This window comes from Microbacterium sp. JB110 (assembly GCF_003335195.1).
In the GTDB taxonomy this organism is placed as follows: Bacteria; Actinomycetota; Actinomycetes; order Actinomycetales; family Microbacteriaceae; genus Microbacterium.
Genome location: NZ_QPGM01000008.1, coordinates 75,705 through 100,405, shown reverse-complemented (window position 1 = coordinate 100,405; position 24,701 = coordinate 75,705). Strand labels below are relative to the sequence as shown.

The window sequence follows — 24,701 nt, the reverse complement described above, 5'->3', positions numbered from 1 at the left end:
CATTCACCCCACCGCGGAATGCCGCGCCCGCGCCGCGGGTTAGACATGAACATGTCCACAACCACTACGCCCGCGCGGGCACAGAAGAAGAAGCGCCCCTTCTACGCGAACTTCGGGTTTCAGGTGATCGCGGCTCTGGTCGTCGGCATCGCACTGGGGCTCCTCGCCCGTTCGCTCGGCGCCAGCAGCGAGGTCTCCAACCCGCTCTCCGAGACCCTCGGCACGATCGGCGGCTCATACGTCACGCTCCTGCGCGCCGCAGTCGTGCCGCTGGTGTTCGCCGCCATCGTCGCGAGCATCTCGAACCTGCGCCGCGTGCAGAACGCCGCGCGCCTGGCCGGCCAGACCATCCTGTGGTTCGCCATCACCGCCGGCATCGCCGTCGCGATCGGCATCACGCTCGGCCTGGTGATCCAGCCGGGCGCCAACGCCGGCGACGGCCTCGAAGAGGGCACCCCCAGCTCGCAGGGCTCGTGGGTCGGCTTCCTCACCGGCCTGGTCCCGCAGAACTTCCTCGGTCTCGGCGTCAACGGAGGCCTCGACGATGAGGGCAACTTCTCCGGCGGCATCAGCTTCAACATCCTGCAGATCATCGTCGTCTCGATCGTGGTGGGCCTGGCCGCACTGCGCGCCGGCCGCAAGGCCGAACCGTTCCTCGCCTTCACCGAGTCGCTGCTGAAGGTCATCCAGCGCGTGGTCTGGTGGATCATCCGGATCGCTCCGCTCGGCACCCTGGGTCTGATCGGCAACGCCGTGGTGCAGTACGGCTGGGAGAAGCTCACCTCGCTGGTGTGGTTCACCGTCGCCGTCTACGCGGGCCTCGTGCTCGTGCTGTTCGTCGTCTACCCGCTGCTGGCGAAGGCGCACGGCCTGTCCATCCGGCAGTTCTTCTCCGGTGTGTGGCCGGCGGTGCAGCTCGGCTTCGTGAGCCGCTCGTCGCTGGGCACCCTGCCGCTGACGCAGCGCGTCACGGAGCGGAACTTCGGCGTGCCGCGCGAGTACGCCTCGTTCGCCGTGCCCTTCGGGTCGACCACCAAGATGGACGGCTGCGCGGCCATCTACCCCGCCATCGCCGCGATCTTCGTGGCGCAGTTCTTCGACATCCAGCTGTCGATCATCCAGTACGCGCTGATCGCCCTAGTGTCGATCGTCGGCTCCGCCGCCACGGCGGGAACGACCGGCGCCACGGTGATGCTCACGCTCACCCTCTCGACCGTCGGCCTCCCGCTCGAGGGCGTCGGCCTGCTGCTCGCGATCGACCCGATCCTCGACATGGGCCGCACCGCCGTGAACGTCGCCGGCCAGGCCTTCGTGCCGACCCTCGTCGCCAAGCGCGAGCGCATCCTCGACCTCGACCTGTACAACGCACCCCGCGAGGGCATGCCGTTCCAGGATGAGGATGACGAGACCCCGGATGCCGCAGCCGAGATCGACGCGGATGCTCCGGATGAGCGGAGTGCGCAGGCAGGGGCTGCAGGCTCAGCCCGCGGCGCCGAGCCTGCAGCGGTCGGTGCGACGACGGGCGCGGCGACCACCGCGAAGTAGGCGCACAGGCGGAAAGGCCCGGCCGGACACCTTCCGGCCGGGCCTTTCCTTTGTGCGCAACGCCGTCGTTCCGACGACTGCTCGGCGGCGTGCGGGACCTCGAGGTCGGCGCCGTTCCACCGACGCTGGTCGACTGCGTCGTGTTTGCGCCGACTGCCCGTTCCGTCGTCCGGAGCTCAGCCCGTGGTCTCGGCGCGCAGGGAGCTCGTCAGGAACGCCACGACCTCGTCCGTCGCCTGCTCCCACGGCACGTCGTAGAGGAGGTCATCGACGGCGAGCATGGCCACCCCGTGCACGGCGGCGAAGGCGACGCGGGTCTGCGTCTCGGCATCTCCGGGGCGCACGGTGCCGTCCTGCTGCCCGCGCTGGAGCATCTCGACGACGAACTCGAACAGTCGATGCCCCGCCTCGAGCAGCTCCTCGCTCGGCGACTCGGCCCGTTTGGCCGCATACGAAGCGGCCAGCAGCCTCGGGTGCTCCACGGCGAACCGCACGTACTCGCGGGCGGCCGACGAGATCGGATCACCCTCCGACACGGTGCCCATGGCACGCAGCAGCCGCTCGAATCCCTCGATCGCCACAGCGTCGATGAGGGCGGCGCGGTCGCGGAAGTGCCGCGCGGACGCGCCGTGGCTCACCCCGAGATCGCGTGCGATGGCGCGCAGCGACAGGCCCTCGACCCCGCGGGCGTCGATCTCGTCGACGGCGCGGGCGAGCAGCGCCGCGCGCAGGTCGCCGTGATGGTAGGCGCGTTCGGTCATCCGGCAACGATAGCGCGAAGTAGACGTTGACAACAATGCTGTCAGTGTCTACATTGGCGGGTATGGCATCCACCATTCCCCGCACCACGCTCATCACCGGCGCCAGCTCGGGCCTCGGCGCCGAGTTCGCCGCGCAGTTCGCTCGCCGCGGCGGCGACGTCGTGCTCCTCGCGCGCCGGGAGGATCGCCTGCGCGAACTGGCCGACCGCCTCACCCGCGATCACGGCATCCGGGCCGACGTCATCGCACTCGACCTCGGTGAAGATGACGCGGCCGCCCTGCTGCGCGAACGCCTCGACGCTGCGGGTCTGCGCATCGACGGTCTCGTCAACAACGCCGGCTTCGGCATGCACGGCGCGGTCGTCGACAGCGATCCGGCAGTGCTCGAGAGGATGCTGCGGCTCAACATCAACGCGCTCGTCGCGCTGACCCGCGAGTTCCTGCCCGACGTCCTCGGCGCAGGCGGAACGCTCGTGAACATCGCCAGCGTCGCCGCCCATGTGCCGCTGCCGACGATGGCCGCCTACGGGGCGAGCAAGTCGTTCGTGCTGAACTTCACCGAGGCCCTCGCCTACGAGGCGCGCGGCACGGGCGCGCGAGTGCTCGCCGTGAGCCCCGGCCCGACGCGCACGGAGTTCTTCGACGAGATCGGCGACGGCGCCGCTGCCGGCGGCTTCCAGACCGCCGAAGAGGTCGTCACCCGCGCGATGCGCGCCCTCGACGCACGCTCGCGCCCGGCGAGCGTCGTCTCCGGATGGCGCAACGTCGTCATGACGACGGCGTCGAGGCTCCTCCCCCGCCGCGCGGCCCTCGCGATCGCGGGGCGGGTCGTCCGCTGACCCGGCCGCTTGTGGGTGCGATCCGTCGTTATGCGCGCCGTCATTCCCGCAGAGATCACCCACAAACGGCTGGCGCGGGCTGCGGCTACTCCTCCCGCAGCCGTGCGCGGGTGTCGAGGGCGAGCTCCTCGGCGTCCATGGCGACGAACAGGTCGCGCATCACCTCTTCGCTGAGGTTTCCCGCGCGGGACTCATTCATCAGCACGCGGCGTCGCACCTCGATCCATCCGCGTGTGAGTCGATCGAGCTCGTCGTAGGCGGCTCGGTGCGCCTTCGCCTTCGCATCGCGGCGGGCAGCGCGCTCGGCCTCGGCGATCTCGATCTCGGTCGTCTCCGCCTCCCGCTCGGTGCGGTCGGTGTCGCGCTGGATGCGCAGCAGCCCGCGCGAGAACTTGTTGAACTGGTCGCGGGCGTCCTCGCCGTATGTGTCGACCCACGCATCCTGCCGCTCGCGCAGGAAGTCGAGGCCGGCATCACGACTGATCCGGCGCACTCGCTGCACGTCACGGGCGTCCGTGGCGCGCTCGGCATCCGCTGAGACTCCCAGTCCGCGGATCAGAGAGGGCAGCGTGAGCCCCTGCAGCAGCAGGGTGCCGACCGTGACGACGAAGGCCACCGCGACGATCACCTCGACGTTGCCCAGCGGCATCGCCCCCTCGGTCAGGTCGGGGAGCGCCGCCGCCATGGCCAGCGTGACGACGCCGCGCATACCGGCCCACGAGATCACGACGCGCTCGCGCCGCGACAGCGTCGGTTCGAGGACCTTGCGCTTGATGGCCTCCTTCGTCGGCTCGGCCCCGCCGTGCCTCTCCCGAAGTCTCGCCTTTCTGGCGTTCCAGGCCTTGGCGCTCCGGCCATCCGGATTCTTCCGCCGCTCCTCGGCGTGGTGCTTGAAGCGCAGCACGCGCAGCTTCTGCAGCGCCTGCCCCCACGCGTAGGAGGCGAACACGAACAGGGGCCGGATGAGCAGAACTGCCGCGAACACGGCCAGCGACAGCCAGATCACGACGGCCGAGTGCGAGCCGGCGATCTCATCGAGCACCGCGGGGAGCTGCAGACCGATGTAGGCGAACACGAAGCTCTCGAGCAGGAAGTCGACCGATTTCCAGATCGGCTTGTCGTGCTGGCGGGTGGAGTAGTTCGTCTTGGGCGCGTGATAACCGACGTACAGCCCCATCGCGACGACGGCGAGAACGCCGGAGCCGTTGAGGTGCTCGGCGACGGCGTATGCCGCAAACGGCATAAGCAACCCGAAGGTGGCGCTCACGACGGTGTCGGACGAGACCATCCGGAGCCAGTGCAGCAGGAAACCGGCGACCAGACCGACGCCGACGCCCACCACGACCGCGACGGCGAACTCCCACAGCCCCTGCCACACCGTGACGGTCGCGCCCGCGACGATGGCGGCGAATACGCGCACCAGTGTCAGGGAGGTGGCGTCGTTGATGAGGCTCTCGCCGCTCATCACGTTCATCACCCGGCGCGGCAGTCCGAGCTTGCGGCCGATGGCGGCGGCAGAGACGGCATCCGGCGGGCCGACGATCGCACCGAGCAGAAGCGCCCCGGCGAACGTGAGCTGCGGCATGATCAGCCAGGCGACGACGCCGACCCCCACCGCAGTGACGAGCACGAGCCCCACGCCCAGGCGTCGGATGTGCGGCAGCGAGCGGCGGAAGCTCACGAACGATGCGTCGAGGGCGGCCGAGTACAGCAGCGGCGGCAGCGTGAGGTTGAGCAGCAGGTGCCCGTCGACCTCGATCTCCGGCACGAAGGGAAGCAGCGAGACCGCCAGCGCGGCAGCGGTGACCAGCAGCGGTGCGGGCCAGCCGCGCCAGCGCGCGAACCCTGCAACGGCAACGGACCCGGCCAGCACGTAGAACAGTTCCGCTCCCATGGGGCGAGAATACTCCCGCGCACATGCACTGGCTCTGTCGCCTTGCGGCGCGTTCTCCCGTCGCGCGGCACCGCTTCACTGGGATGATGGAACGGTGACATTCCCGCGGAGCCTCACGCAGCGCGAACGCGAAGTGCTCGCCGCGATGATCGAGCGCGGCGAGCGAGATGATGACACCCCGCACCCCCAGGACACCGCAGAGCGCGACGCCTGGCTCGCTCAGGTCGACGGCGCGTTGGCGTACGCGACCTGCGGTTGCACCGAATGTCCGTCGATCGAGCTCGGTGACGCATCCGGGCCTGCACCAGACGCCGAGCCGAGTGTGGTGCTCAGCGCCTCGACCGACTCCGCAGCCGTCATGCTCTTCATCGATGCCGGGAGGCTGAGCTATTTGGAGCTCGCTCCGCTCGACGAGCCCGTCCTCGACTTCCCGCCCGTGGCAGAGCTCTCATTCTGAGACCGCCTTCGACAGACATCCGGCACGCAGAACCGTCCCACCTCGAACCCCACGAGCTGGCGCGCACCGAAGTCGACGGCCTCCGCGCGCCGCACACTCACGCAAGGAATATGCCATCCGGTTCCTGCGTTGCACCGGGGGTGACCGAGACTGCCAGCCCCGCCCTGTCCGTGCTCGACCTGGTGCCGGTGCGCACCGGGCAGACCAGTTCGCAGGCGATCGCCGCGTCGATGACGCTGGCGCGCCGCGCGGACGAGCTGGGCTACCGGCGATACTGGTTCGCCGAGCACCACAACATGCCGGCCGTGGCATCGACGACACCCGCCGTGCTGATCGCCGCCGCGATCGGCGTGACCGAGCGCATCCGGGTCGGGTCAGGCGGCGTCATGCTGCCGAACCACGCACCCCTCATCGTGGCCGAGCAGTTCGCAGCGCTCGAGGCGATGGCGCCGGGGCGCGTCGATCTCGGCATCGGGCGCGCGCCTGGCAGCGATCAGGTGATCTCACAGCTGCTGCGCCGTTCCGGTGCGACGAGCGAGGTCGAGCGCTTCCCCGAGCACATCACCGACATCATGTCGCTGGCGAGCCCGGAGGGTGCCACCGTCCGGTTCGTGAACGGCGGCGAGTACAACGTGCACGCCACGCCCGCCGCGAGCGGCAGCCCCGACGTGTGGCTGCTCGGGTCGAGCGACTATTCGGCGCAGCTCGCCGCACAGCTCGGCCTGCCGTACGTGTTCGCGAACCACTTCGCCGGCGACGGGCTCGAGCGCGCGATGGCGCTGTACCGCGACCAGTTCACCGCGAGCGAGGCGCGGCCGGCGCCGCGCAGCTTCGTCACGGCGAATGTGGTCGTCGCACCGACCGATGACGAGGCCCACGAGCGAGCGCTGCCGCAGCTGCGCCAGTTCGCCCGACTGCGGTCGAACAAGCCGATGCGCCCCATCGAGACGATCGACGAGGTTCTCGCGAACCCGTCCGATGCGCTCGAGCAGTCGCTCATCGACCAGAACAAGCAGCGCTGGTTCATCGGCACTCCGGATGCCGTGGCCGGCCAGCTGCGCGAGTTCGGTGCGAAGCACCAGGTCGAGGAGATCATGCTCGGAGCGTCGTCCGGCTCGTACGAGAACGAGTCGCCGGAGTCGCCGGCCGGGCGCGCGCAGACGCTGGAGCTGCTCGCCGCGGCGATGTGAGGTCGGGGTCCACGTGGGTGCGTTCGTTCCCACGGTGGACCGGCTCACACGATGGCGCGGGACGCAGCCTCTGCTTCGGACGGCGACATCGGCGCGACGAGACGTTCATGGGCGATCCGGATGAGCTCGGCCGCGTCGGGCGACGGCCTGCGCGTTTCGCGGCCCGGCAGGTAGAGCACGAGCGTGCCGTCGCTGGGCGGGTCGGTGAGCACGTGCAGCGGGACGGGCTGTTCGGCACGCCACGCGCCATCGGTGAGCGTGAGCTCGGCGTCGACCTCGGCGAAGCTCGCATGGAGGTCGGGCGCTGGCGGCGCTTCGTTCGCAAAGCGCGGCGCGGCGAGGATCTCGAGGTTGATCCATGGAACCGCGCCCTGGAACGCGATGTACCAGCGAGCCTCTGCCGCGGCATCGACGACGCCGTGCGGAATGTGGCTGACGTCGATCGGAACGGTTCCGGATAGGGGCGCGCGCCTGCGCTCAGGCGCACGGTGCAGGGCGAGGTCGTCGACCCGACTGAAACGACGTTCGGCGGCCGCGAGGTCGTCTCGCGCCGAGTCGAGAGCCGCCGTAGCGGTGAGCGCGGCGGATGTGGTGCTCTTGTGCAGCCGGTCGAGGGCGTCGGCGCGTTCGGCCGCGAGCAGACGCGGGTCAAGCGGCGGGACCAGCTTCTCGCGAGAGGCGGGCCACCACGCCTGGCGCCAGCGCGCAAGGGCGACGTCTCGAGCGGCTGTCGCCAGCGGGGTCTGACGCACGAGTGCGAACGCTTCCGCCGGTGGTTCGCCCTGCGAGCGGAGCAACCGGCTGACGACCTCTCCGAAGACGTCGCCGATCCACGGCAGGGCGGTTGTCGCGTCGGTGACGACGATGCCGAGGTCCGTCTCCGGCGCGGACACGTCCCACCAGAGCGTGGCGCCCGGACCCTGCCACACGGCGAGTCGCCAGGCAGGAGGCATCGCGGCACCGAAGAGCCAGGTCGTCTCCTCCCGGATGACGGGAAGTTCCACGGCGGACAGCACAGAGGCGTCAGCCGACGAGGCGTCACCGTCGCCGGCGATCATCGTTGCGCGCAAGCCGTCGGTTTCTGCCACGAGCCCACACTATCCGGCGCCGTCGACGTCGTTCACCATCGATCTCGGCGCCCGAGGCGTCGCCGCCAAGTGCTCCGGAACCGTCGCCGATGCCTTGTTGCAGAACTGTCACCGACGCCCCGCGATACGGCGCTCCACGCCCTTCGCCCGGCTGGGGACAACTGCCGTTCTGCCGAATTGCCCTGTGGATAACCGCATCCGCGGTGCACTGAATCGCTAGCGTAACGACATGCCCACCTTCGAGTCGCGCAATCGGCACCGCCGAATCACAGCCGCGCTCGGTGCGCTGGGAGCGCTGGCGCTCGTAGTCGCGTGCGCCCCCGAGCCCGACCCGGAGCCGACGGGGTTCGCGACCGAGGAGGAGGCGCTCGAGGCGGCACGGGAGACGTATGAGGGGTACGTCGAGGCGACGAATCAACTTGACTTCAGCGCCCCCGCCACAGCTGAGCCGGTCTATGAGTGGTTGACGGGGCAAGCTCTCGCCGATGAACGCAAGGTCTTCACGGAGGCACACGCTGACAAGCTCAGTCGCGCGGGCGCCAGCTCAGTGACTCTGGTGGAACTAGCCACTGAAGACATCGCAGGCTCGGAGTTCGCGGTCAACGCCTGCGTCGACGTTTCCAACGTCCAGGTCTTTGATGAGTCCGGCGAGGTCCTCAGCTTCGAAGATCGGCCAGACGTACAGCCAGTACTCGTAGCAGTTGTGATCTCCGAATCATCAAGCTCCGGACTCCTGATCAGTTCGATGGAGGGACGAGAAGGGAACCCGACGTGCGACGTGCAGTAGCCGTGCTTGCTCTTCTCGCCATCGCCATGGTCGTCCCCGCCCCCGCAAGCGCGACCACAGCCCTCGGGGGATGCGGAACGTCGTTGCCCGGAATTGGCTGCGACACCAACAACACCGGCACCGACGTCACGATCGACGGCACCAACGACACCACGGTAGACACCCCCGATCCTCCACCGCCTCCGCCGCCTCCCACGAACGACGGCACCGACGGCGGTGGCGACGGTGGTGGCAACGGTGGCGGCGGTGACAACACCGACACCGAAGTCATCTACGACCCCCGATGCGAGTGGCACCCCGGCGTGCCGCGACCCGATTTCTGCTTCGACGCGGACGACGACACCGACGACGAAGACGTCGAGGACGATCCGGAGCCGCCGACCGTCGTCACGGCGACGCAGGTGCTGTCGTTCGCGCCGCCGACGCCTTCCGTCTCGAGCGAGCCCGACGGTGTCGCGATCGTCGGCATGCCGATGAATGTCGTGGTGCCCGTCTCCGCCAGCAGCTCGAGCGGCAACCTGCTCGGCTTCCCTGTGACGGTCCACTTCACGCCGGAACTGCTCGACCTCGACTACGGCGACGGCACATCGGTCGAAGTCGCCGCAGAGAGCGCGACCTGGGAGTCGCTGGGCCAGGCGGAGTTCACCGCCACCCCCACCAGCCATGCGTACCAGCAGCGCGGCACCTACACCGTCACAGCCCGCGTGCTCTCCAGCGCATACGTCGACTTCGGACAGTACGGCACCGTGCCCGTCACCGGACTGGTCACATCTCCCGCGTCCACAACGTCAGTCCGCGCCGTCACCGCCGACACGGCCCTCGTCGACAGGACGTGCGCCGAGTACCCCACCGGCCCCGGCTGCTGACGTGAGTCAGCCGAGCACATCCGCAGAGTCTGGTCTGGTCTTGTTGACCAGACCATGGGAAGATAGTGGCGTGAGCATCACCGTGAACGTGCAGGAGGCGAAGACGAGACTGTCCGAGCTGCTGCGTCGTGTCGAGGACGGAGAGGACGTGGTGATCGCTCGCGCCGGGAAGCCCATCGCACGCATCCAAGCGGCCGCGCCCCGGCAGCGTGACCTCGAAGCGCCGTTGCTGCCGGAGCTCCCTCCCATCTCGACGAACAGCCTGTTCGAGCCGATGCCAGAGCACGAACTTTCCGCATGGGAGCAGAACTCGTCAGGCGATCCTCTCGCGGAGACGGCGTGAGCTCATTCCTTCTCGACACGCATGTCATCCTGTGGCTGGCAACGGACCCGTCCCGCGTGCCGGTTCGCGTACGCCGAAGTCTCTCCGCTGCCGAGAACATCGTTCTCTCGGCAGCCAGCGCATACGAAATCGCGCAGAAGACGCGGAGCGGTCGCCTGCCCCACGGTGACCGCGTGCTCGACCGCTGGGACGACCTCGTGAACGCCCTGCTCGGCTCCGAGCTCCCGCTGACGACGCGGCACATGCGAACGGCGGGAGAGCTGGCGTGGGATCATCGCGACCCGTTCGATCGGATGCTCGTCGCCCAAGCCCGGCTTGAGGGTCTGACGCTGGCGACCGAAGACGAGCGCATCCGCGACTACTCCGGAGTCACGTGTGCCGAGTGGTCGTAGGCCCTCTACTCCCCGGCGGGCTCGCCTGAGAGCAGCCCGCGGATCCAGTCGCGGGCCTCGGCGAAGGACGCATCGCTGTAGCGCTCGGAGTACTGCACGATCTGGCGGTCGGCGCGCGGGTAGGAGCCCAGGAAGATCACCCTGGGGCTGAAGCGCTTGAGGCCCATCAGGGCGTCGGCCATCCGCTCGTCGGTGATGTGCCCATCGGCATCGATCACGAAGCGGTACCGGCCGAGCTTGTCGCCGATCGGCCGCGACTGCAGCAGGCTCAGGTTGATGCCCCTGGTCGCGAACTGCTCCAGCATCTCGACAAGGGCTCCGGCGACTTCCTTGGGCAGTTCGGCGATGAGCGACGTCTTGTCCGCTCCCGTGGGCTCCGGCGGCGCACCCGTGCGCGTCACGAGCACGAACCGGGTGACGGCCTCGTGGTTGTCGCCGATGTTCTCGGCGAGCACGTCGACATCGTAGTGCCCGACCACGCCGGGAGCGGCGATCGCCGCCTGCGCGGGAAGCGTGCCGTCGAGCACACCGATCGCACTGGCGACGTTGCTGCCCGCCACGACCTGCGCATGCCCAGGCACGTTCTGCCCCAGCCACTTCAGGCACTGCGCATACGCGACCGGATGCGCAGCGACATCCGTCACCTGATCGAGCGTCACACCGCGCGGAGCGACGAGAACGAACGACACCGGCACCAGGTACTCGCCCACGATGCGCAGGCCCGGCACATCCGCCAGCGCGTCCTGCGCGCTCGACACTCCGCCCTCGACGGTGTTCTCGATCGCGATCATCGCCGCGTCGCTGGATCCCGACGCGACGTCGCCGAGCGCCTCACCGACGTTGCTCACCGGCTTCCAGGTCTGCCCGCGCGCCTCAGGCACCTGCTCCAGCGCCGACTCCGTGAACGTTCCCGCCGGCCCCAGGTAGCTGTAGGTACGCAGGGCGGCAGCTTCGTTCGTCATGCCCAAGAGCGTAGCGCCGCCGCCGCCGGCTCCGCACCGAGCGCGCCGGATCTGCATCCGGATCATCCGGCTTCGGCCGCCCCGGATCGCTCGTGGCCGATTCGCACACCGTATGCATAACCGAAAGGTAACGATGCCTGGCAGACTATGAGCATGAGTCGCGCAGGACAGCCCGCGGAAGCATCCGATCTGACCGACATCGATGAGCTCATCGGTGCGTACTACGACCTTGTTCCCGACCCGCAGTTCGACGCGCAGCGCGTCGCCTTCGGCACCAGCGGTCACCGCGGCTCGAGCCTGAAGTCGAGCTTCAACGAGCACCACATCCTCGCCACCACCCAGGCCATCGTCGACTACCGCATGGAGCAGGGCATCGCAGGCCCGCTGTTCCTCGGCCGCGACACCCACGCTCTGTCGCTCCCGGCCCAGCACAGCGCCATCGAGGTGCTGGTCGCCAACGGCGTGGACGTGCGCATCGATTCGCGCGACTCGTACGTGCCGACCCCGGCGCTGAGCCACGCCATCCTCACGTACAACACCGGCCGCGACACCACCGACCCCGACCGCGCGGACGGCATCGTCGTCACCCCGAGCCACAACCCGCCCGGCGACGGCGGTTTCAAGTACAACCCGCCGCACGGCGGCCCCGCCGACTCCGACGCGACCGAATGGATCGCGAACCGCGCAAACGACCTGCTGGCCGACGACCTCGACGCGGTCCGCCGCCTCCGATTCGCCGACCTCGACCACGACGCCCTCGCCACCTACGACTACCGCGACGCGTACGTGCGCGACCTGGCGAGCATCATCGACGTCGAGGCGATCAAGTCCACCGGAGTGCGCATCGGCGCCGACCCGATGGGCGGGGCCTCGGTCGAGTACTGGCAGCTGATCGGCGAGGTCTACGGCCTCGACATGACAGTCGTGAACCCGGATGTCGACCCCACATGGCGCTTCATGACGCTGGACTGGGATGAGAAGATCCGGATGGACCCGTCGTCACCGTCTGCGATGGCATCGCTCGTGTCGAGGCGCTCCGAGTTCGATCTGCTCACCGGCAACGACGCCGACGCCGACCGGCATGGCATCGTCACGCCAGACGCCGGGCTGATGAACCCGAACCACTACCTCGCCGTCGCGATCGACTACCTCTACGCCAACCGGCCCGGATGGCGGCTGGACGCGGGCATCGGCAAGACGCTCGTGTCGTCGATGATCATCGACAAGGTCGCCGCTTCCCTCGGCCGCACGCTCATCGAGGTGCCCGTCGGGTTCAAGTGGTTCGTGCCCGGCCTGCTCGACGGCTCGGTCGGCTTCGGAGGCGAGGAGTCGGCAGGGGCGTCGTTCCTGCGCAAGGACGGTTCCGTGTGGACCACCGACAAGGACGGCATCCTGCTCTGCCTGCTCGCCGCCGAGATCATCGCGGTGACGGGCAAGACGCCGTCGCAGCGGTACCGCGAGCTCGAAGCGGAGCACGGCTCGTCGGCCTACGCGCGCGTCGACGCCCCCGCCACCCCGGAGCAGAAGGCCGCGCTGAAGAAGCTGTCGGCCGACGACGTCACGGCGGACGTACTCGCCGGCGACGCGATCACCGCGAAGCTCACGCGCGCACCGGGGAACGACGAAGCGATCGGCGGTCTCAAGGTGCAGACGGCCACGTCGTGGTTCGCGGCCCGCCCATCCGGCACCGAAGACGTCTACAAGCTCTACGCCGAGAGCCTCGAGGGCCCCGAGCACCTGCACCAGGTGCAGCTCGAGGCCAAGGACGTCATCGACCAGGTGCTCGGCGCCTAGCCGCCCCGCGCCGACGCGCTACCCTCCTGCTGCTGCTTCTTCGAGGCCGTGTGCCGCCCTGGCGGTGGCGACCCCGATGATCGGGGACGGACCGACCGCCACGAACCGCTCGCGAGATGCGCACGTTTTCGACATCCGGGTGTCAAAAACGGCGCATCTCGACGAAAGGTGCGCATCTCGGCAGCGGGGTCAGGACGCGGGGCGGCCGCCGAGGTAGAGCTCGCTGAGCTTGGGATCGGCGAGGAGCTCGGATGCCGGACCTGTGGCGAACACGCGGCCCAGGTCGAGCACGCAGCCGACATCCGCCATCTGCAGGGCGCGGCGTGCGTTCTGCTCCACGATCAGCACCGCCACACCGTTCTGACGCATGCGGTCGACCTCTTCGAAGATCGTGGCCGTGCGCTTGGGGTCCAGCCCCATGGACGGTTCGTCCAGCAGCACCACGTCCGGCTGCACGATCATCGCCCGCGCGAACTCCACCTGCTTCTGCTGGCCGCCCGAGAGCGCCCCGGCGCTCTGCTTCCACTGCTCAGCCACCACGGGGAACACGGTCCGCACGAAGTCGATCCGCTCCGCGATGGCCGACTGGTCCGACAGCGCGTAGCCGCCGAGACGGATGTTCTCCTCGACGGTCATCTCCTTGAACACCGAGTGACCCTGCAGCACGTGCGAGAGGCCTCCGCGCAGGAGCTTCTGCGGCCCCCGACCTGTGACGTCTTCGCCACCCAGCAGCACCTTCCCTGAGCGAGGCTTCAGCATGCCGCTGGCCACCTTCAGCACAGTCGACTTGCCCGCACCGTTCGGACCGACGAGGCAGACCACCTCCTTGCGGCGCACCTTCACCGACAGTCCGCGCAGCACGAGCGCGGCTTTGCCGTATCCGGCTTCGATATCGGACAGCTCGAGTACAACGTCAGACGCCAAGGTATGCCTCCAAGACCTTCGGATCGGACTGGACCACATCCGGGGTTCCGGCGGCGATCTGCGCGCCCCGGTCGAAGACCACGATCTGATCGCACAGGCTCATGATCAGCTCCATGTTGTGCTCCACGATCAGGAACGTCGTCCCCTCGGCGTTGAGTTCGCGCACCAGCGTTGCGATGCGTTCGATCAGCGACGGGTTCACGCCTCCCGCCGGTTCGTCCAGCATCACGAACGGCGGATCGGTCATCAGCGTGGAGCCGAGTTCGAGCAGCTTCTGCTGGCCGTACGAGATGTCGCGGGCCTCGGAGTTCTCCAGATGGTCGATCCCCACGCGTTCGAGCATGGCCCTGGCCCGCCCGACCGTGCGGCGATGATGAGCGTTGCCGATGTACTCGCGCAGCGACCCAGGCTGCACCGCCGCCAGCATGTTCTCCAGCACCGTCATCCGAGGGAAGACCCGGCACAGCTGGAAGCTGCGCCCGAGCCCTGCCCTGGCGATGCGGTGCGGCGCCCAGCCTGTGACGTTGCGGCCGTGCATCGTGATCGTGCCGGAATCGGGGCGGATCATGCCGGTGACGCAGTTGAAGAACGTCGTCTTGCCCGAACCGTTCGGACCGATCAGACCGTTGATCTTGCCCTCGTAGAAGGTCGTGGTGGCGCCGTCGACGGCGTGCACACCGCCGAACGACTTGCGCAGATCACGGGTCTGGAGGATGACGGGAGTATCAGCGAGCGTGTCACTCACGGGGCGTCCCTTTCGTCGCGTCGCGTGCGTCGGTTGCATCGCTGCCGTCTTCTGGAGCATCCGGGTCTCGTCCTGCACGCTGATCCGCCAGCTCCCCTGCAGAGAGCTCGCTGATCGACGCCGCCTGCGGTCGCAGCCGCGCGATGAGCTGCGCGATTCCGGTGAGCACGCCGTCCGGCAGGAACAGGACCACGATCGCCAGCAGCAGACCGAGTGCGATGAGGTGGAACTGGGTGTCGCCGAAGTTCAGCACGAAGTACTCCTCCGCGCCGCTGACCACGATCGCGCCCAGCAGCGGTCCGAACAGGTACCGGTTGCCGCCGAACAGCGCCATCAGCACGATGGTGGAGCAGAGCACGATGTCGAACTGGAACACCGGATCGAGGTCTCCGAACCAGACGGCGTAGAAGCCGCCGCAGATCGCGGTGAGCGTGGCGGAGATCACGAACGCCGTCAGTTTCAGCGCCGCAGTCGGCGACCCGAGCGATTCGGCCTTGTCCTCGTCTTCGCGCACCGACTTCAGCGCCGCACCGAACCGCGACCTGTCGATGAACGTCCACACCAGCAGGCACAGCGTCAGCAGGCCGAGGAACAGGAAGAAGAAGACCTGGTGGTGCTGCGGCCGCAGCAGGTCAGGGAACGGACGCGGCACGACGAGGCCATCCGACCCGCCGGTCACCGATCCCATGCTCTGGAAGACGAGCAGCAGCACCAGCACGAGCGCGATCGTCACGATCACGAACGAGGCGCCGCGCACCCGCAGCGCCGCCATCCCGACGGGGATGGTCAGAATCGCGGTGCCGATCGCGGCGATCAGCGTCGCGAGCAGGAAGTTCATCCCGGTGTGGATGACCAACAGTCCGGTGCCGTAGGCCCCGACCCCGAAGAAGGCCGCGTGCCCGATGGAGATGTATCCGGTGAAGCCGCCCATCACGTTCCACGACGTCGCCAGAACCGCGTGGTACAGCACGATCACGCCCACACTGAGCATGTACGGATTCGGTGCGACCAGCGGCCACAGCGCGAGAATCGCGATGACGACGGCGATCGCGACGAGCGGGCGCCACCTGCTGGTGCCGTTGCCGGTCAGGAACGCCAGTCGCGACGTCACGGCGGGGGATCCGGTATCAGAAGCGTTGCGCAAGACGACCTCCAAAGAATCCTTGCGGCCGAACCATCAGAGTGACGAACAGCGCGACGTAGAAGATGGTCTGGGCCCACGTGGGGCCGAGCGGAATCTCGAGCATGACCCGGATGATGCCGAGCAGCATCGCGGCGATGGCCGCACCGGGTATCGACCCGAGCCCGCCCACCACGATGATCGCCATCAGCGGGCCGATCCAGTGCCAGTGCAGAGACGGAAAGATCGTGTACTGCAACGACATCGCCACGCCGCCCACAGCGGCGGTGGCCAGGCCGAGCCCGAAGCCGAGACCCGCGACCTTACCGGTGTCGATGCCCACCAGGCGGGCCGCTTCCGGATGCTGAATCGTGGCTCGCAGCGCCTGCCCGAACTTCGATTTCTTCATCAGCAGGTAGAGGCTGGCCAGGCTCAGCGCGGCGAGCCCGAACGAGATGATCTGCACGATGGGAATCGACGCACCGAACAGGTTCAGGCTCGAGGTGCCGTACGACAGATCGAGCCGGCGCTGGGTGCCGGTGAACGCCATCCCGAGGCCGCCCTCGATGAGCAGCGCGAGAGCGAAGGTGATCAGCACCGACATCATCGTCATCGTCGCCGGCTTCAGCCGTGAGATGAGCCACCGCTGAATCGCATACCCGAGCAGGAAGAACAACGGCACGCTGATCACCAGCGAGAGCATCGGATCCAACCCGGTCCGAGTCGTGAAGAACCACGCGATGTACGCCGCGAGCATGACGAACGCCGCATGGGCGAGCATCACCACGCGCATGACCCCGAAGTAGAGCGTGAGGCCCGCTGCCAGGAGGGCGTAAAGCCCTCCCAGCAGGATGCCCAGAATCAGACTTTGGAAGAGAAGGGCGCCGGTCACCAGTCACCACTTCGGCTTCGGGTGCACGAGCTCGGTCTCCGCCACATCCTCCGGCAGCACCGTGGTGATCTCGCCGTCCACGTACTGCAGGATCAGGTGCGCCCCGTCTGGCCTGCCCGCGTCATCCCAGGCGAGCGGACCGACGACGGTGTCGACCGTGGCGCCGTGCAGGTAGTCGATCAGCTGCTGCTGGCACTCGCCCTGCTCGGCGCAGCCGATCTCCTCCACCGCAGCGGCTACCACCTGACCAGCCGTGTACGCGTTGGCCTCGTCCTCCTGAGGCGCCTCACCGTGCAGCTCCTCATGCGCCTCGACGAACTCCGCGTTCGACGGCCACGGCGCGGTGTTGTCGTAGCCGGTCGGCGCGAGGATCCCGTCCACGCTGCCGCCGATCGCCTCACTGAACTCCGCGTTCGTCGGAGCTCCGGAGAAGGCCACCATCCGGGGCTGGTAGTTCAGCTGCTGCAGCGCCAGAATCAGGTTCACACCGTCCTGGTACTGCGAGCCGCCGACGATCAGATCCGGATCGGCATCGGCGATCGCCGCGGCGACGCCGGAGAAGTCGGTGTGGTTGGGCGGATAGACCTCATCCACCACCACCTCCACGCCGGCCTCTTCGAGCTGATCGCGCAAGCCGTATGCGGTCCCCTGCGCGAACGGGTCGTCCATCGCCGCGACGCCCATCGTCTGCGGGCGCTCGTCCTCCGGCAGCGCCAAGATGTACTCAACCAGGTGGTTGTAGTGGTCTGGTGCGATGGCGGGAGCTGCGTAGAAGATGTTGTCGAAGCCGTTCTCGAACACCTCCGCCGCCGCAGCCGCGGGCTCCACGAACAGCATTCCGTACTCGTTCGCAACGCGGGAGGCTGGCACGACCAGGCGGGTGGAGAAGGGACCGACAACGAGATCCACCTGGTCCTGAGCGATCAGCGCCTCATAGTCCTGCACCACGCGGTCGGCATCCGACGCGTCATCCAGGATCTTCAGCTCCACTTCGCGCCCCAGCAGGCCGCCGCCGTCGTTGACCACCTTCGCCCACGTTTCATACCCCGCCTGCACGCCCTTGCCCGGCTCGGCGAAGTCTCCGGTCAGCGGCAACGATATGCCGACCGTGATCGGATCATCCGCGGCATCGCCGCCGTTTCCTCCGCCGCCTCCGCTGCAGGCGACGAGCGCCATGGCTGCGACGGCCGTCACGGCCGCAGGCCCGACAACTCTCCTCTTCGACATCCCATCCTCCTCATTGATGTGGGAACTGTGCTCACGTGCGCCGTGCGGCGCCGCGTGCGGTTCGGTGCTGAGGCGACGATCCTCGATTCGTCCGTCGCCGCGATGCGGGTGCCTGCTCTACCGTGGCAGCACCTCCAGTGTCGCGCGGGCCTCCGCACCCGAGCTTCGCCCGGTGGCCACAACCTCGTGCTCGCCGGGTGAGGTGTTCGGGCGGATCCGCATCTCCACCTCGAATCCACCGTCGTCGTCGGCGAAGACGCGAGCGGCGACGCCCGGCTGCCCGTCGATCCGCAGGAACACGTGCTCCCCTGGTTCGAAGCCTGCCCCTGTGACCGTCACGGAGGAATGCGCTCTGACCGACTCGTCGCTGAGCGCCAGGGCCGGACCGTCCGGCTCGTCCGCCGGCGTCGACACCGTCAGGTCTCTCATCCGTCCAGTGTTGTCGAAGGATCCGAATCCGACCCGGCCCTCGGCGAACGAGGTGTCCGTCGCCGTGAGCAGCGGTCGGTCCAGTCCGTCCACCCAGACGGCGATCTCGCCGGTCTCGGCACAGTGGACGAGTCGCACGTTGTGCCATTCCTCATCGGTGACCGCCGGCGGCGCTCCCACGCTGCCGTCGTACTGGTCGTCGATGCGCTCCCGGTCGGCGCCGTCGACCTTGAAGATGCCGTTGTGCGCGTAGATCGTGTTGTCCTGCGAGAGGTGAGCGTAGTAGTACTCGGTGTCCGACTGGTGCCCGAACACCAGAATGATGTCGCGGTTGTTCACCGTGGCGGGGGCATCGAGGCGAACGTCCGCCTCCATCTGCACCGAGCCGAACGGCTCGTGGTCGAGCAGTGCGTACTCGAACGGACGGCGGATGCCGTCGTCCGGGTTGCTGCCTGGCTCGGCCAGGATGATCTCGTCACCCGGGAACTCCCACAGCTCCGGGGTCCGCGGCTGCCAGTTCTCGCCAGCCATCAGATCGGTGAGCTCCTCGTCGAAGGAGCATCCGGGGATCGTCGGCTCGGCGGGAGGCTGCACGTCGAACATGTCGTACTGGGCCGCCACCTGCTCGGAGGTGAGCGCCGTGTCGAGGAACATCAGGTCGTCCATTCGCCCTGTGAAGGGGTTGGCCTCCCTGGTGTTCTGCGGGAAGCTCCCGCCGATCTTGATTCCGGCCGGAACGCTCGGCGAGGTTGACCCTTCGCCCCACGGGTTGTCCGCGCGGGTGTAGTCGCCTTCGAGCTCCTCGCCGTTCAGGAACAGCTGCATCTCACCTTCGGCGAAGTCGAAGCTGGCGGCCAGGTGAGCCCATTCGCCGCGCACCAGGATCTCGTCCCACGGCAGGTCAGCCGCGTAAGTCCAGGAGGCTTCGCCGTCGACGCGCCGGGCCAGTGCGACGATCTTGAGTTCGCCGTCGACCTGGATGACCTCCAGCAGCGCGCGCACCGCGTGCCCGTCCGAGGTGCCCGTGAGCACACCGGCCAGGCCGATCGCGTTGTAGCGGTCATCCGGGTCTTCTGTGTTCGAGTTCAGCGCGGGGTGCAGGCCGGTCGGTTTGAACCAGCCCATCACCGACGTGGAATCGAGCCCGGCCAGACCGGAGAGCGACTCCACGCCATCCGGATTGTGCACACCGGCCTTCCAGTCGTCGTTCGACGGCTCATCCGGGCTCATCTGCTGCGTCTGCAACGCCTCACCTGCGCCGGGATACGCCGCATCGGCGACGCGCATCTCGGTGCCGCCGTTGACCAGCTCGATATCGGTGCCTGATGTGCCCTGGTCGGCTTCGAACGTGTCCGCGCCCTCGGCCGGGTGGTCGAAGTCGTAGTGCGCCACGACACGGTCCGCCAGCTCCGGCAGCACGATCGGCGACTGCGCGCTGACCGTCTGCGCCCCTGTGACCTTCCAGATCGTGCCGTTCGCTTTGGCGATCAGGTACAGCTCACCGTCGGCATCCGAGCCGAACCGCAGGTCGACTCGGTTGTCGCCGACGAGCTCCTGGAACGTCGTCTCCTCGCCGTCGGCGAAGACGCGCAGCTCGGAGATCTCGGCGAGGTCGTCGACATCGCCGTCGTTTCGCACCATGTCGTCGTGATCGGTGGCGAGCACCCAGCCGCGGACGAGGTCGGTGAACAGGTACTTCCCCTGCAGCTCCTCGATGCCGCCGCGGTAGACGAAGCCGCCGTTGGTGGCCACCCCCGCGTCACCGGTCTGGCCGGGGTCGCGGTTGTGGTCGTATGCGGCCACCGGGTAGGTGTACCCGAGCTCATCGTCACCTTCGGGGAGCGGGAAGATCTGCCGGTTGTCGGCGAGGAACGACCCCTCCCGCTCGGACCAGCCGAAGTTGTCGCCTGCTTCGACCTCGTAGATCGACTCCACCTGCCATTCGCCGATGTGCCCGAGGTACATCTGGTGCTCGCCGGCGCTGTCCCAGCTGATCCGGTGCGGGTCGCGCATCCCCACCGCGTAGATCTCCGGCAGCGCGCCTGGCTCGTCGAGGAACGGATTGTCGTCGGGAACGCCGTACTGACCGTTCTCGCTGTCGGAGCCGAGCGGGTCGACCCGCATGATCGTGCCGTGCGGGGTCGACGGATCCTGTGGGTTGTCGTTGCCGACGCCGTTGCCGCCATCGCCGACGAGGATGTACAGGTTGCCGTAGTCGGCGTCGTCCTGATCGACCGTGGGGTTGAACGCGATCTGCTGCACCGTGTGCACGCGGCCGGCGAAGGGGAACCGCATCACCTCGCGGCTGGTGCCCTCGAAGGTCTCCGCCGACGGGTCGGAAGCGGTCCACTCCGTGAGCACGCTGTGGTAGCCGGTGGTTCCGTACTCGGGGAAGTCCGGCTCGTCCTCGGTCAGGGCGCTGCCCGCCTCGGTGTGCACCGTGTAGAAGATGCCGTTCTCGGCGAACTCCGGATGGAACTCGGCGAAGCCGAGACCCGTGCCCAAACCCGCGTGGTTGTGGAAGTTGTCGATGAAGCGGTCACGCACGTTCAGGTAGGGAACGTGATCCCCGGTGTCCTTGTCGACCAGGTAGAGGATGTCGTTCATGTCCGGCACCATCAGCCGGCCCGAGTCGTCGGGCACCTCGTCGAGGTGCGTGATGCGATTGTGCCGAATGAGGCGGGAATCCCCGGTCTCCGGTGTGGTGTGCGACTCGGGGAGCTGTGCGAGCTCTTCGACCTCGATGCCCAGCGTGGACTGTCGAGGGTCCGGCAGCGGGTTCTGCAGCGGCTGATCCACCTCGCCCGTGAAGGCGCAGTCTGCGGGGTTCCCTGTGGGGTTGGCGAGGTTCTCGCCCGTGTTGTCGACGGCGACGTCGTCGAGCATGAGCGTCCCGTTGCTGCTGGATCCGTTGATCCAGAAGAATCGGTCGAGACTGCCTGAGACGTTCTCTCGGAACCCGAACTCTTCGGTGGCGCCGTCCGGAAGGCGAGTCTGCTCTTCGTAGGCTCCGCCGTGGCTGTAGACCGCGATCTCATCGGACGCGTTGTCGGCCACGATCCAGACGCACTGCCATGCGTTCTCCGACCAGGTTCCGACGGGCGTGAATGCGCCGCCGTCGCGGGCGAGCATCGTGTCGCTGTTCTGGTTGTTCACGTACGCCCTGCTGTCGGTGTACGTGGTGGGCTGGTCGACGTCGGTGATGCCGAACGACGTGTCCACGCCGCCCGAGCGATAGAAACGGAAGAACAGCGTGCCGGTGTCCTCATCGGCGATCTCCGGGATCGCTCGCGAAGCGCGATGGGATCCTCCGGTCATCTCGAGCACCTGGTTGTTGCCGTTCAACGGCCCCGCAACGACTTCTGCGGCGCCATCGGTGGTCCACCCGTCCTGTCCCCCGAGCGCTTCCCGCGCGTAGGACTCGAAGGTGAGATGTTCTGTGAACTCCGATTCCTCGGCCGCTGCCGGGCTGACCGACCCGACGACCGCCATGGCCACTGCTGCGGCCACGGCCGTCGCGCCCCGAAGAACGTTCCTGCGCACCAACTGAGACATGCTGTTCCTTCCGCCTTTGGAATGATCAAGCACGTTCAGGGTAAGCGCTATCCAAGCAAAGCGCTAGCCCCTTTCGGAAAGCGATTACCCACAGTGCCCATCAGGCGAGACGTGCGATTCTTCCCGCCGCTCCGCCCCTGCTCTGCTCGCGAAATGCGCACGTTTGCGACATCCGAGCGTCCGAAACGGCGCATCTCGACGCAAGGTGCGCATCTCGGCAGCCCGGGCGCGGGGCGCGCACCCGGGCTGCCCGGGGGCGCGCACCGCGCCGGCGAGATGTTCGACGAGACGGTGGCTTCGCACACTTCGCGATACCCTGACTGGCATGTCAGACGCCCCGGCACCTCGTGCGACGACGCTGCAGGACGTCGCCCGCGAAGCGGGAGTGTCGCTCGCCACCGCATCGCGCGTGCTCAACGGCTCCACCCGCAACGTCGCCGGTGCCTACCGGGAGCGCGTCGAAGCCGTTGCAGATCGACTCGGCTACTCCGCCAACCTCTCGGCCCAGGCCACAGCGCGCGGCACCTCTGCGACGATCGCCCTGCTCGTCGCCGACATCGCCGACCCCTACTTCTCCCGCATCGCCTCAGGCGTCGCGCACGCCGCCGACGACGAGAACCTCGTGCTCACGATCGGCATCACCGAGCGCGCGACCGAGCGCGAAGCACGCCTGGTCCGCAACCTGCGCGGTCAGCGGCCCCGCGGCATCGTCCTGGCCGCGTCGCGTTCCAGCCACACCGACAGCGCCGTACTCACGGCGATGCTGCACGACGTCGAGTCCGCAGGGGGCACGATCGTGTCGATCGGAGCACCTGCGGGGACGGCGAACGCCCGCACGGTCGCCATCGACGATCGCGGCGGAGCGCTCGAGCTCGGTCGCGCGCTCGCGCAGCGCGGCTATCGTGACGCGATCGCCCTCGCCGCGGCTGACGGACTCGTCACCAGTGACGACCGTCTGGCCGGCTTCTCCGAAGGCTTCGGCACCGCCGGCGGCAATGCGCCCCGCGTGCTGCGCACCGGATTCAGCCGCGCCGAGGGATATCACGCCATGTCGGCAGCGCTCGAAGACGGTGTGCTTCCCGGCACCGTGGTGTTCGCCATCACCGACGTCGTCGCGATCGGCGCCATGTCGGCCATCCGCGACGCCGGCCGTGGAATCGGCGACGACATCGCCGTCGCCGGTTTCGGCAGCATTCCCTTCGCCAGCGACGTCACTCCCACGCTCACGTCCGTCAACGCTCCGCTCGAGCTGCTCGGTGAGGCCGCCGTTCGTGCCGTCGTCGCCGCCGAGTGGACACCGCCTGCTCCGCTGCCGCTGTCGCTCGCGATCCGCGATTCCACGCCGCCGCGCTGAGCGCAGTCACCCGACTGTCCGGCACGGCCGCCACAACGGTCTCGCCCCCGATCGCCGCTTTCGCGGGGTTCATGGGCATACGTTCCGAAGCACCGTTCCTGTGACCGAGAGCCCGTTCGGAACGCCATAAGCTCTCATCGGACCGGAGGAGGGGCTCATGCTCAGGTGGATTCTGCGGGTGGTCTGGCTCGCACTCAGCGCGATGGTCGCGATCTGGGTGTGCGAAGGGCTCTTCGGCGTCGACCAATCGGAGTCGCTGCTGCCGTTCCTCTCCGACCGAGAGACCGGCATCATCGTAGTGGGCGTGTTCTGGGGCATCAGCACGATCGGTATGAGCCTCGCCGATGCGTTCCCGCCCCGCTCCCGCGCGCGACGCTCGTCGCGCACTCGCATTGCGATCGGTGAGATCATCGAGACCAGGCGCACCGGCCTGACCGTGAACGATGTGCCGCAGTACGACGTGTACCTGCAGGTGTCGCCGGCCGACGGCGCGTCGTTCGTGAGCGTGCACCGCGGACTGCTGGACGCCATGTCCGCCGTCGCCGCTCAGCCGGGCAGCGTGCTGCCGGTGCGCTACGACCCCGCGCACACCGACGCTGTCGACATCGCCGACTCGGAGGCGCCGGAGGTGCGGACCGCGATCCTTGACTGGCGCGTCGCCAAGGGCCTCATCCGACCGGACCTGGTCGGAGCGCGCACGCGCGGCATCGCCCATCCGGCCAACGTGCTGCGCGTGCGCCCGACCGGAACGCATCGGGAGGGGAACGTCGAACTCGACCTGGCCCTTCTCGTCACCCCGGACAACGGACAGGCTCAACGGGAAGTCGAGACGACCGTGTTCCTGCGCCCCGAGGCGCTCGACCGCGTGCAGGTCGGTTCGCCCGTGTTCGCAATGTGGGAGCCGGGCCGTCCGGACAAGGTCGCCATGACGATAATGCGCGAGGAGCCCACACGATGAACGCTTTTCTCGACACCCTCATCTGGCTGGCCAACTTCCCCGCGACTTTCGGCTACGCCTCGGTCTTCATCGCTGCCTTCTCGTCGTTCGGACTGCTCATGCTGGCCTTCCGGTCGGGCGGCGCATCCGGCCCCGGCGATCGCCTGCGTCAGCTGCGAGTCGAACGGGGCCTGGCGCCGGCGGACGACGGCCCGTCGCGCCCCGACGTTCTCGGTCTGCTGCGCCGCTGGTTCTTCCGCATCGTCGCACTCGTCGTGCTCTCAAGCGGGGCGATCGGGCTGGCCAGCCTGATCTTCGGGCCGGTGACGGCCGGCTACATCTACGAGCACGGCGTGCAGGTGACCGCGGAGCAGGTCGACCACGACTACGTACGGTTCACGGCAGAGGACGGCACCGCCTACACGCTGCCGCACAGCTTCTTCACGCCGCCGTCCTACCCCGACGACACGTCTCTTGCCTTCGCCGACCAGCCCGTCGTGCGCTATCTGCCCGACCACCCGCAGGCGTACGTGCTCGACACCCGCGCCTCGCTCGACTCGGCGGGCGAACCAGTCGGAGACTGAGCGGCGAGCACAGAGC

Annotated in this window: 22 protein-coding genes; 12 read left to right on the top strand and 10 right to left on the bottom strand. The window is 68.2% G+C overall.

Annotated elements, in window-relative coordinates:
* The first annotated feature begins 51 nt into the window (after positions 1-51).
* On the top strand, positions 52-1,545 hold the full coding sequence (locus CIK77_RS13950; RefSeq protein ID WP_170934114.1) for a dicarboxylate/amino acid:cation symporter: 1,494 nt from the start codon (positions 52-54) through the stop codon (positions 1,543-1,545).
* Positions 1,546-1,721: 176 nt separating this feature from the next.
* Here the strand turns inward: CIK77_RS13950 and CIK77_RS13945 are convergent, their stop codons facing one another.
* On the bottom strand, positions 1,722-2,306 hold the full coding sequence (locus tag CIK77_RS13945) for a TetR/AcrR family transcriptional regulator (protein WP_087054760.1): 585 nt from the start codon (positions 2,304-2,306) through the stop codon (positions 1,722-1,724).
* A gap of 62 nt (positions 2,307-2,368) precedes the next feature.
* On the opposite strand from CIK77_RS13945, the gene CIK77_RS13940 reads away from it, so the two are divergent.
* Positions 2,369-3,145, top strand: a complete 777-nt coding sequence (locus CIK77_RS13940) for an SDR family NAD(P)-dependent oxidoreductase (protein ID WP_087054759.1) — start codon at positions 2,369-2,371, stop codon at positions 3,143-3,145.
* Positions 3,146-3,230: 85 nt separating this feature from the next.
* Here the strand turns inward: CIK77_RS13940 and CIK77_RS13935 are convergent, their stop codons facing one another.
* On the bottom strand, positions 3,231-5,039 hold the full coding sequence (locus tag CIK77_RS13935) for a cation:proton antiporter (protein ID WP_087054758.1): 1,809 nt from the start codon (positions 5,037-5,039) through the stop codon (positions 3,231-3,233).
* Between the two features lie 94 nt (positions 5,040-5,133).
* On the opposite strand from CIK77_RS13935, the gene CIK77_RS13930 reads away from it, so the two are divergent.
* Entirely contained in the window at positions 5,134-5,496 is a 363-nt protein-coding gene (locus CIK77_RS13930) for a hypothetical protein (RefSeq protein WP_087054757.1), read from the top strand.
* Between the two features lie 110 nt (positions 5,497-5,606).
* Positions 5,607-6,686, top strand: a complete 1,080-nt coding sequence (locus CIK77_RS13925; protein WP_087054756.1) for an LLM class flavin-dependent oxidoreductase — start codon at positions 5,607-5,609, stop codon at positions 6,684-6,686.
* A 44-nt stretch (positions 6,687-6,730) separates the two neighbouring features.
* Here the strand turns inward: CIK77_RS13925 and CIK77_RS13920 are convergent, their stop codons facing one another.
* On the bottom strand, positions 6,731-7,774 hold the full coding sequence (locus CIK77_RS13920; RefSeq protein ID WP_087054755.1) for a hypothetical protein: 1,044 nt from the start codon (positions 7,772-7,774) through the stop codon (positions 6,731-6,733).
* 229 nt (positions 7,775-8,003) lie between these two features.
* On the opposite strand from CIK77_RS13920, the gene CIK77_RS13915 reads away from it, so the two are divergent.
* The 4 genes from CIK77_RS13915 to CIK77_RS13900 all read left to right on the top strand — a co-directional run bounded on the left by CIK77_RS13915 (position 8,004) and on the right by CIK77_RS13900 (position 10,162).
* Complete coding sequence (locus tag CIK77_RS13915) at positions 8,004-8,561, top strand: hypothetical protein (protein ID WP_087054754.1); 558 nt, start codon at positions 8,004-8,006, stop codon at positions 8,559-8,561.
* Entirely contained in the window at positions 8,546-9,427 is an 882-nt protein-coding gene (locus CIK77_RS18195; RefSeq protein ID WP_140403524.1) for a hypothetical protein, read from the top strand. Before CIK77_RS13915 ends, CIK77_RS18195 begins: the two co-directional genes overlap by 16 nt.
* Before the next feature lie 70 nt (positions 9,428-9,497).
* Positions 9,498-9,770: a type II toxin-antitoxin system Phd/YefM family antitoxin gene (locus CIK77_RS18190; protein WP_087054752.1), complete on the top strand. Its 273-nt coding sequence runs from the start codon at positions 9,498-9,500 to the stop codon at positions 9,768-9,770.
* Positions 9,767-10,162: a type II toxin-antitoxin system VapC family toxin gene (locus tag CIK77_RS13900; protein WP_087054751.1), complete on the top strand. Its 396-nt coding sequence runs from the start codon at positions 9,767-9,769 to the stop codon at positions 10,160-10,162. Before CIK77_RS18190 ends, CIK77_RS13900 begins: the two co-directional genes overlap by 4 nt.
* Before the next feature lie 5 nt (positions 10,163-10,167).
* On the opposite strand, the gene pheA is transcribed toward CIK77_RS13900, so the two are convergent.
* Positions 10,168-11,124 carry a prephenate dehydratase gene (pheA, locus tag CIK77_RS13895; RefSeq protein ID WP_087055054.1) on the bottom strand — a complete coding sequence of 319 codons (957 nt, stop codon included), beginning with the start codon at positions 11,122-11,124 and terminating at the stop codon, positions 10,168-10,170.
* Positions 11,125-11,277: 153 nt separating this feature from the next.
* On the opposite strand from pheA, the gene pgm reads away from it, so the two are divergent.
* Complete coding sequence (gene pgm, locus CIK77_RS13890; RefSeq protein WP_087055053.1) at positions 11,278-12,918, top strand: phosphoglucomutase (alpha-D-glucose-1,6-bisphosphate-dependent); 1,641 nt, start codon at positions 11,278-11,280, stop codon at positions 12,916-12,918.
* A gap of 189 nt (positions 12,919-13,107) precedes the next feature.
* On the opposite strand, the gene CIK77_RS13885 is transcribed toward pgm, so the two are convergent.
* The 6 genes from CIK77_RS13885 to CIK77_RS13860 all read right to left on the bottom strand — a co-directional run bounded on the left by CIK77_RS13885 (position 13,108) and on the right by CIK77_RS13860 (position 21,810).
* Positions 13,108-13,842: an ABC transporter ATP-binding protein gene (locus CIK77_RS13885; RefSeq protein ID WP_249268572.1), complete on the bottom strand. Its 735-nt coding sequence runs from the start codon at positions 13,840-13,842 to the stop codon at positions 13,108-13,110.
* Positions 13,832-14,587, bottom strand: coding sequence for an ABC transporter ATP-binding protein (locus CIK77_RS13880; RefSeq protein ID WP_249268571.1), 756 nt, complete (start codon positions 14,585-14,587; stop codon positions 13,832-13,834). Before CIK77_RS13880 ends, CIK77_RS13885 begins: the two co-directional genes overlap by 11 nt.
* Positions 14,580-15,698 carry a branched-chain amino acid ABC transporter permease gene (locus tag CIK77_RS13875; RefSeq protein ID WP_258861479.1) on the bottom strand — a complete coding sequence of 373 codons (1,119 nt, stop codon included), beginning with the start codon at positions 15,696-15,698 and terminating at the stop codon, positions 14,580-14,582. The genes CIK77_RS13880 and CIK77_RS13875 overlap by 8 nt, the downstream gene beginning before the upstream one ends.
* A 16-nt stretch (positions 15,699-15,714) precedes the next feature.
* On the bottom strand, positions 15,715-16,599 hold the full coding sequence (locus tag CIK77_RS13870; RefSeq protein WP_087054749.1) for a branched-chain amino acid ABC transporter permease: 885 nt from the start codon (positions 16,597-16,599) through the stop codon (positions 15,715-15,717).
* A gap of 3 nt (positions 16,600-16,602) precedes the next feature.
* Positions 16,603-17,826 (bottom strand): amino acid ABC transporter substrate-binding protein, encoded by a 1,224-nt coding sequence (locus tag CIK77_RS13865; RefSeq protein ID WP_212647478.1) that lies wholly within the window; start codon positions 17,824-17,826, stop codon positions 16,603-16,605.
* 117 nt (positions 17,827-17,943) lie between these two features.
* Positions 17,944-21,810, bottom strand: coding sequence for a PQQ-dependent sugar dehydrogenase (locus tag CIK77_RS13860; protein ID WP_249268569.1), 3,867 nt, complete (start codon positions 21,808-21,810; stop codon positions 17,944-17,946).
* A 325-nt stretch (positions 21,811-22,135) separates the two neighbouring features.
* Between CIK77_RS13860 and CIK77_RS13855 the strand changes: the two genes are divergently transcribed.
* From CIK77_RS13855 to CIK77_RS13845, 3 genes are all read left to right on the top strand, one after another.
* Positions 22,136-23,164 carry a LacI family DNA-binding transcriptional regulator gene (locus tag CIK77_RS13855; protein WP_087054748.1) on the top strand — a complete coding sequence of 343 codons (1,029 nt, stop codon included), beginning with the start codon at positions 22,136-22,138 and terminating at the stop codon, positions 23,162-23,164.
* 157 nt (positions 23,165-23,321) lie between these two features.
* Positions 23,322-24,122, top strand: a complete 801-nt coding sequence (locus tag CIK77_RS13850) for a hypothetical protein (RefSeq protein ID WP_087054747.1) — start codon at positions 23,322-23,324, stop codon at positions 24,120-24,122.
* Positions 24,119-24,685 (top strand): hypothetical protein, encoded by a 567-nt coding sequence (locus CIK77_RS13845; RefSeq protein ID WP_087054746.1) that lies wholly within the window; start codon positions 24,119-24,121, stop codon positions 24,683-24,685. The genes CIK77_RS13850 and CIK77_RS13845 overlap by 4 nt, the downstream gene beginning before the upstream one ends.
* Positions 24,686-24,701: the final 16 nt, after the last annotated feature.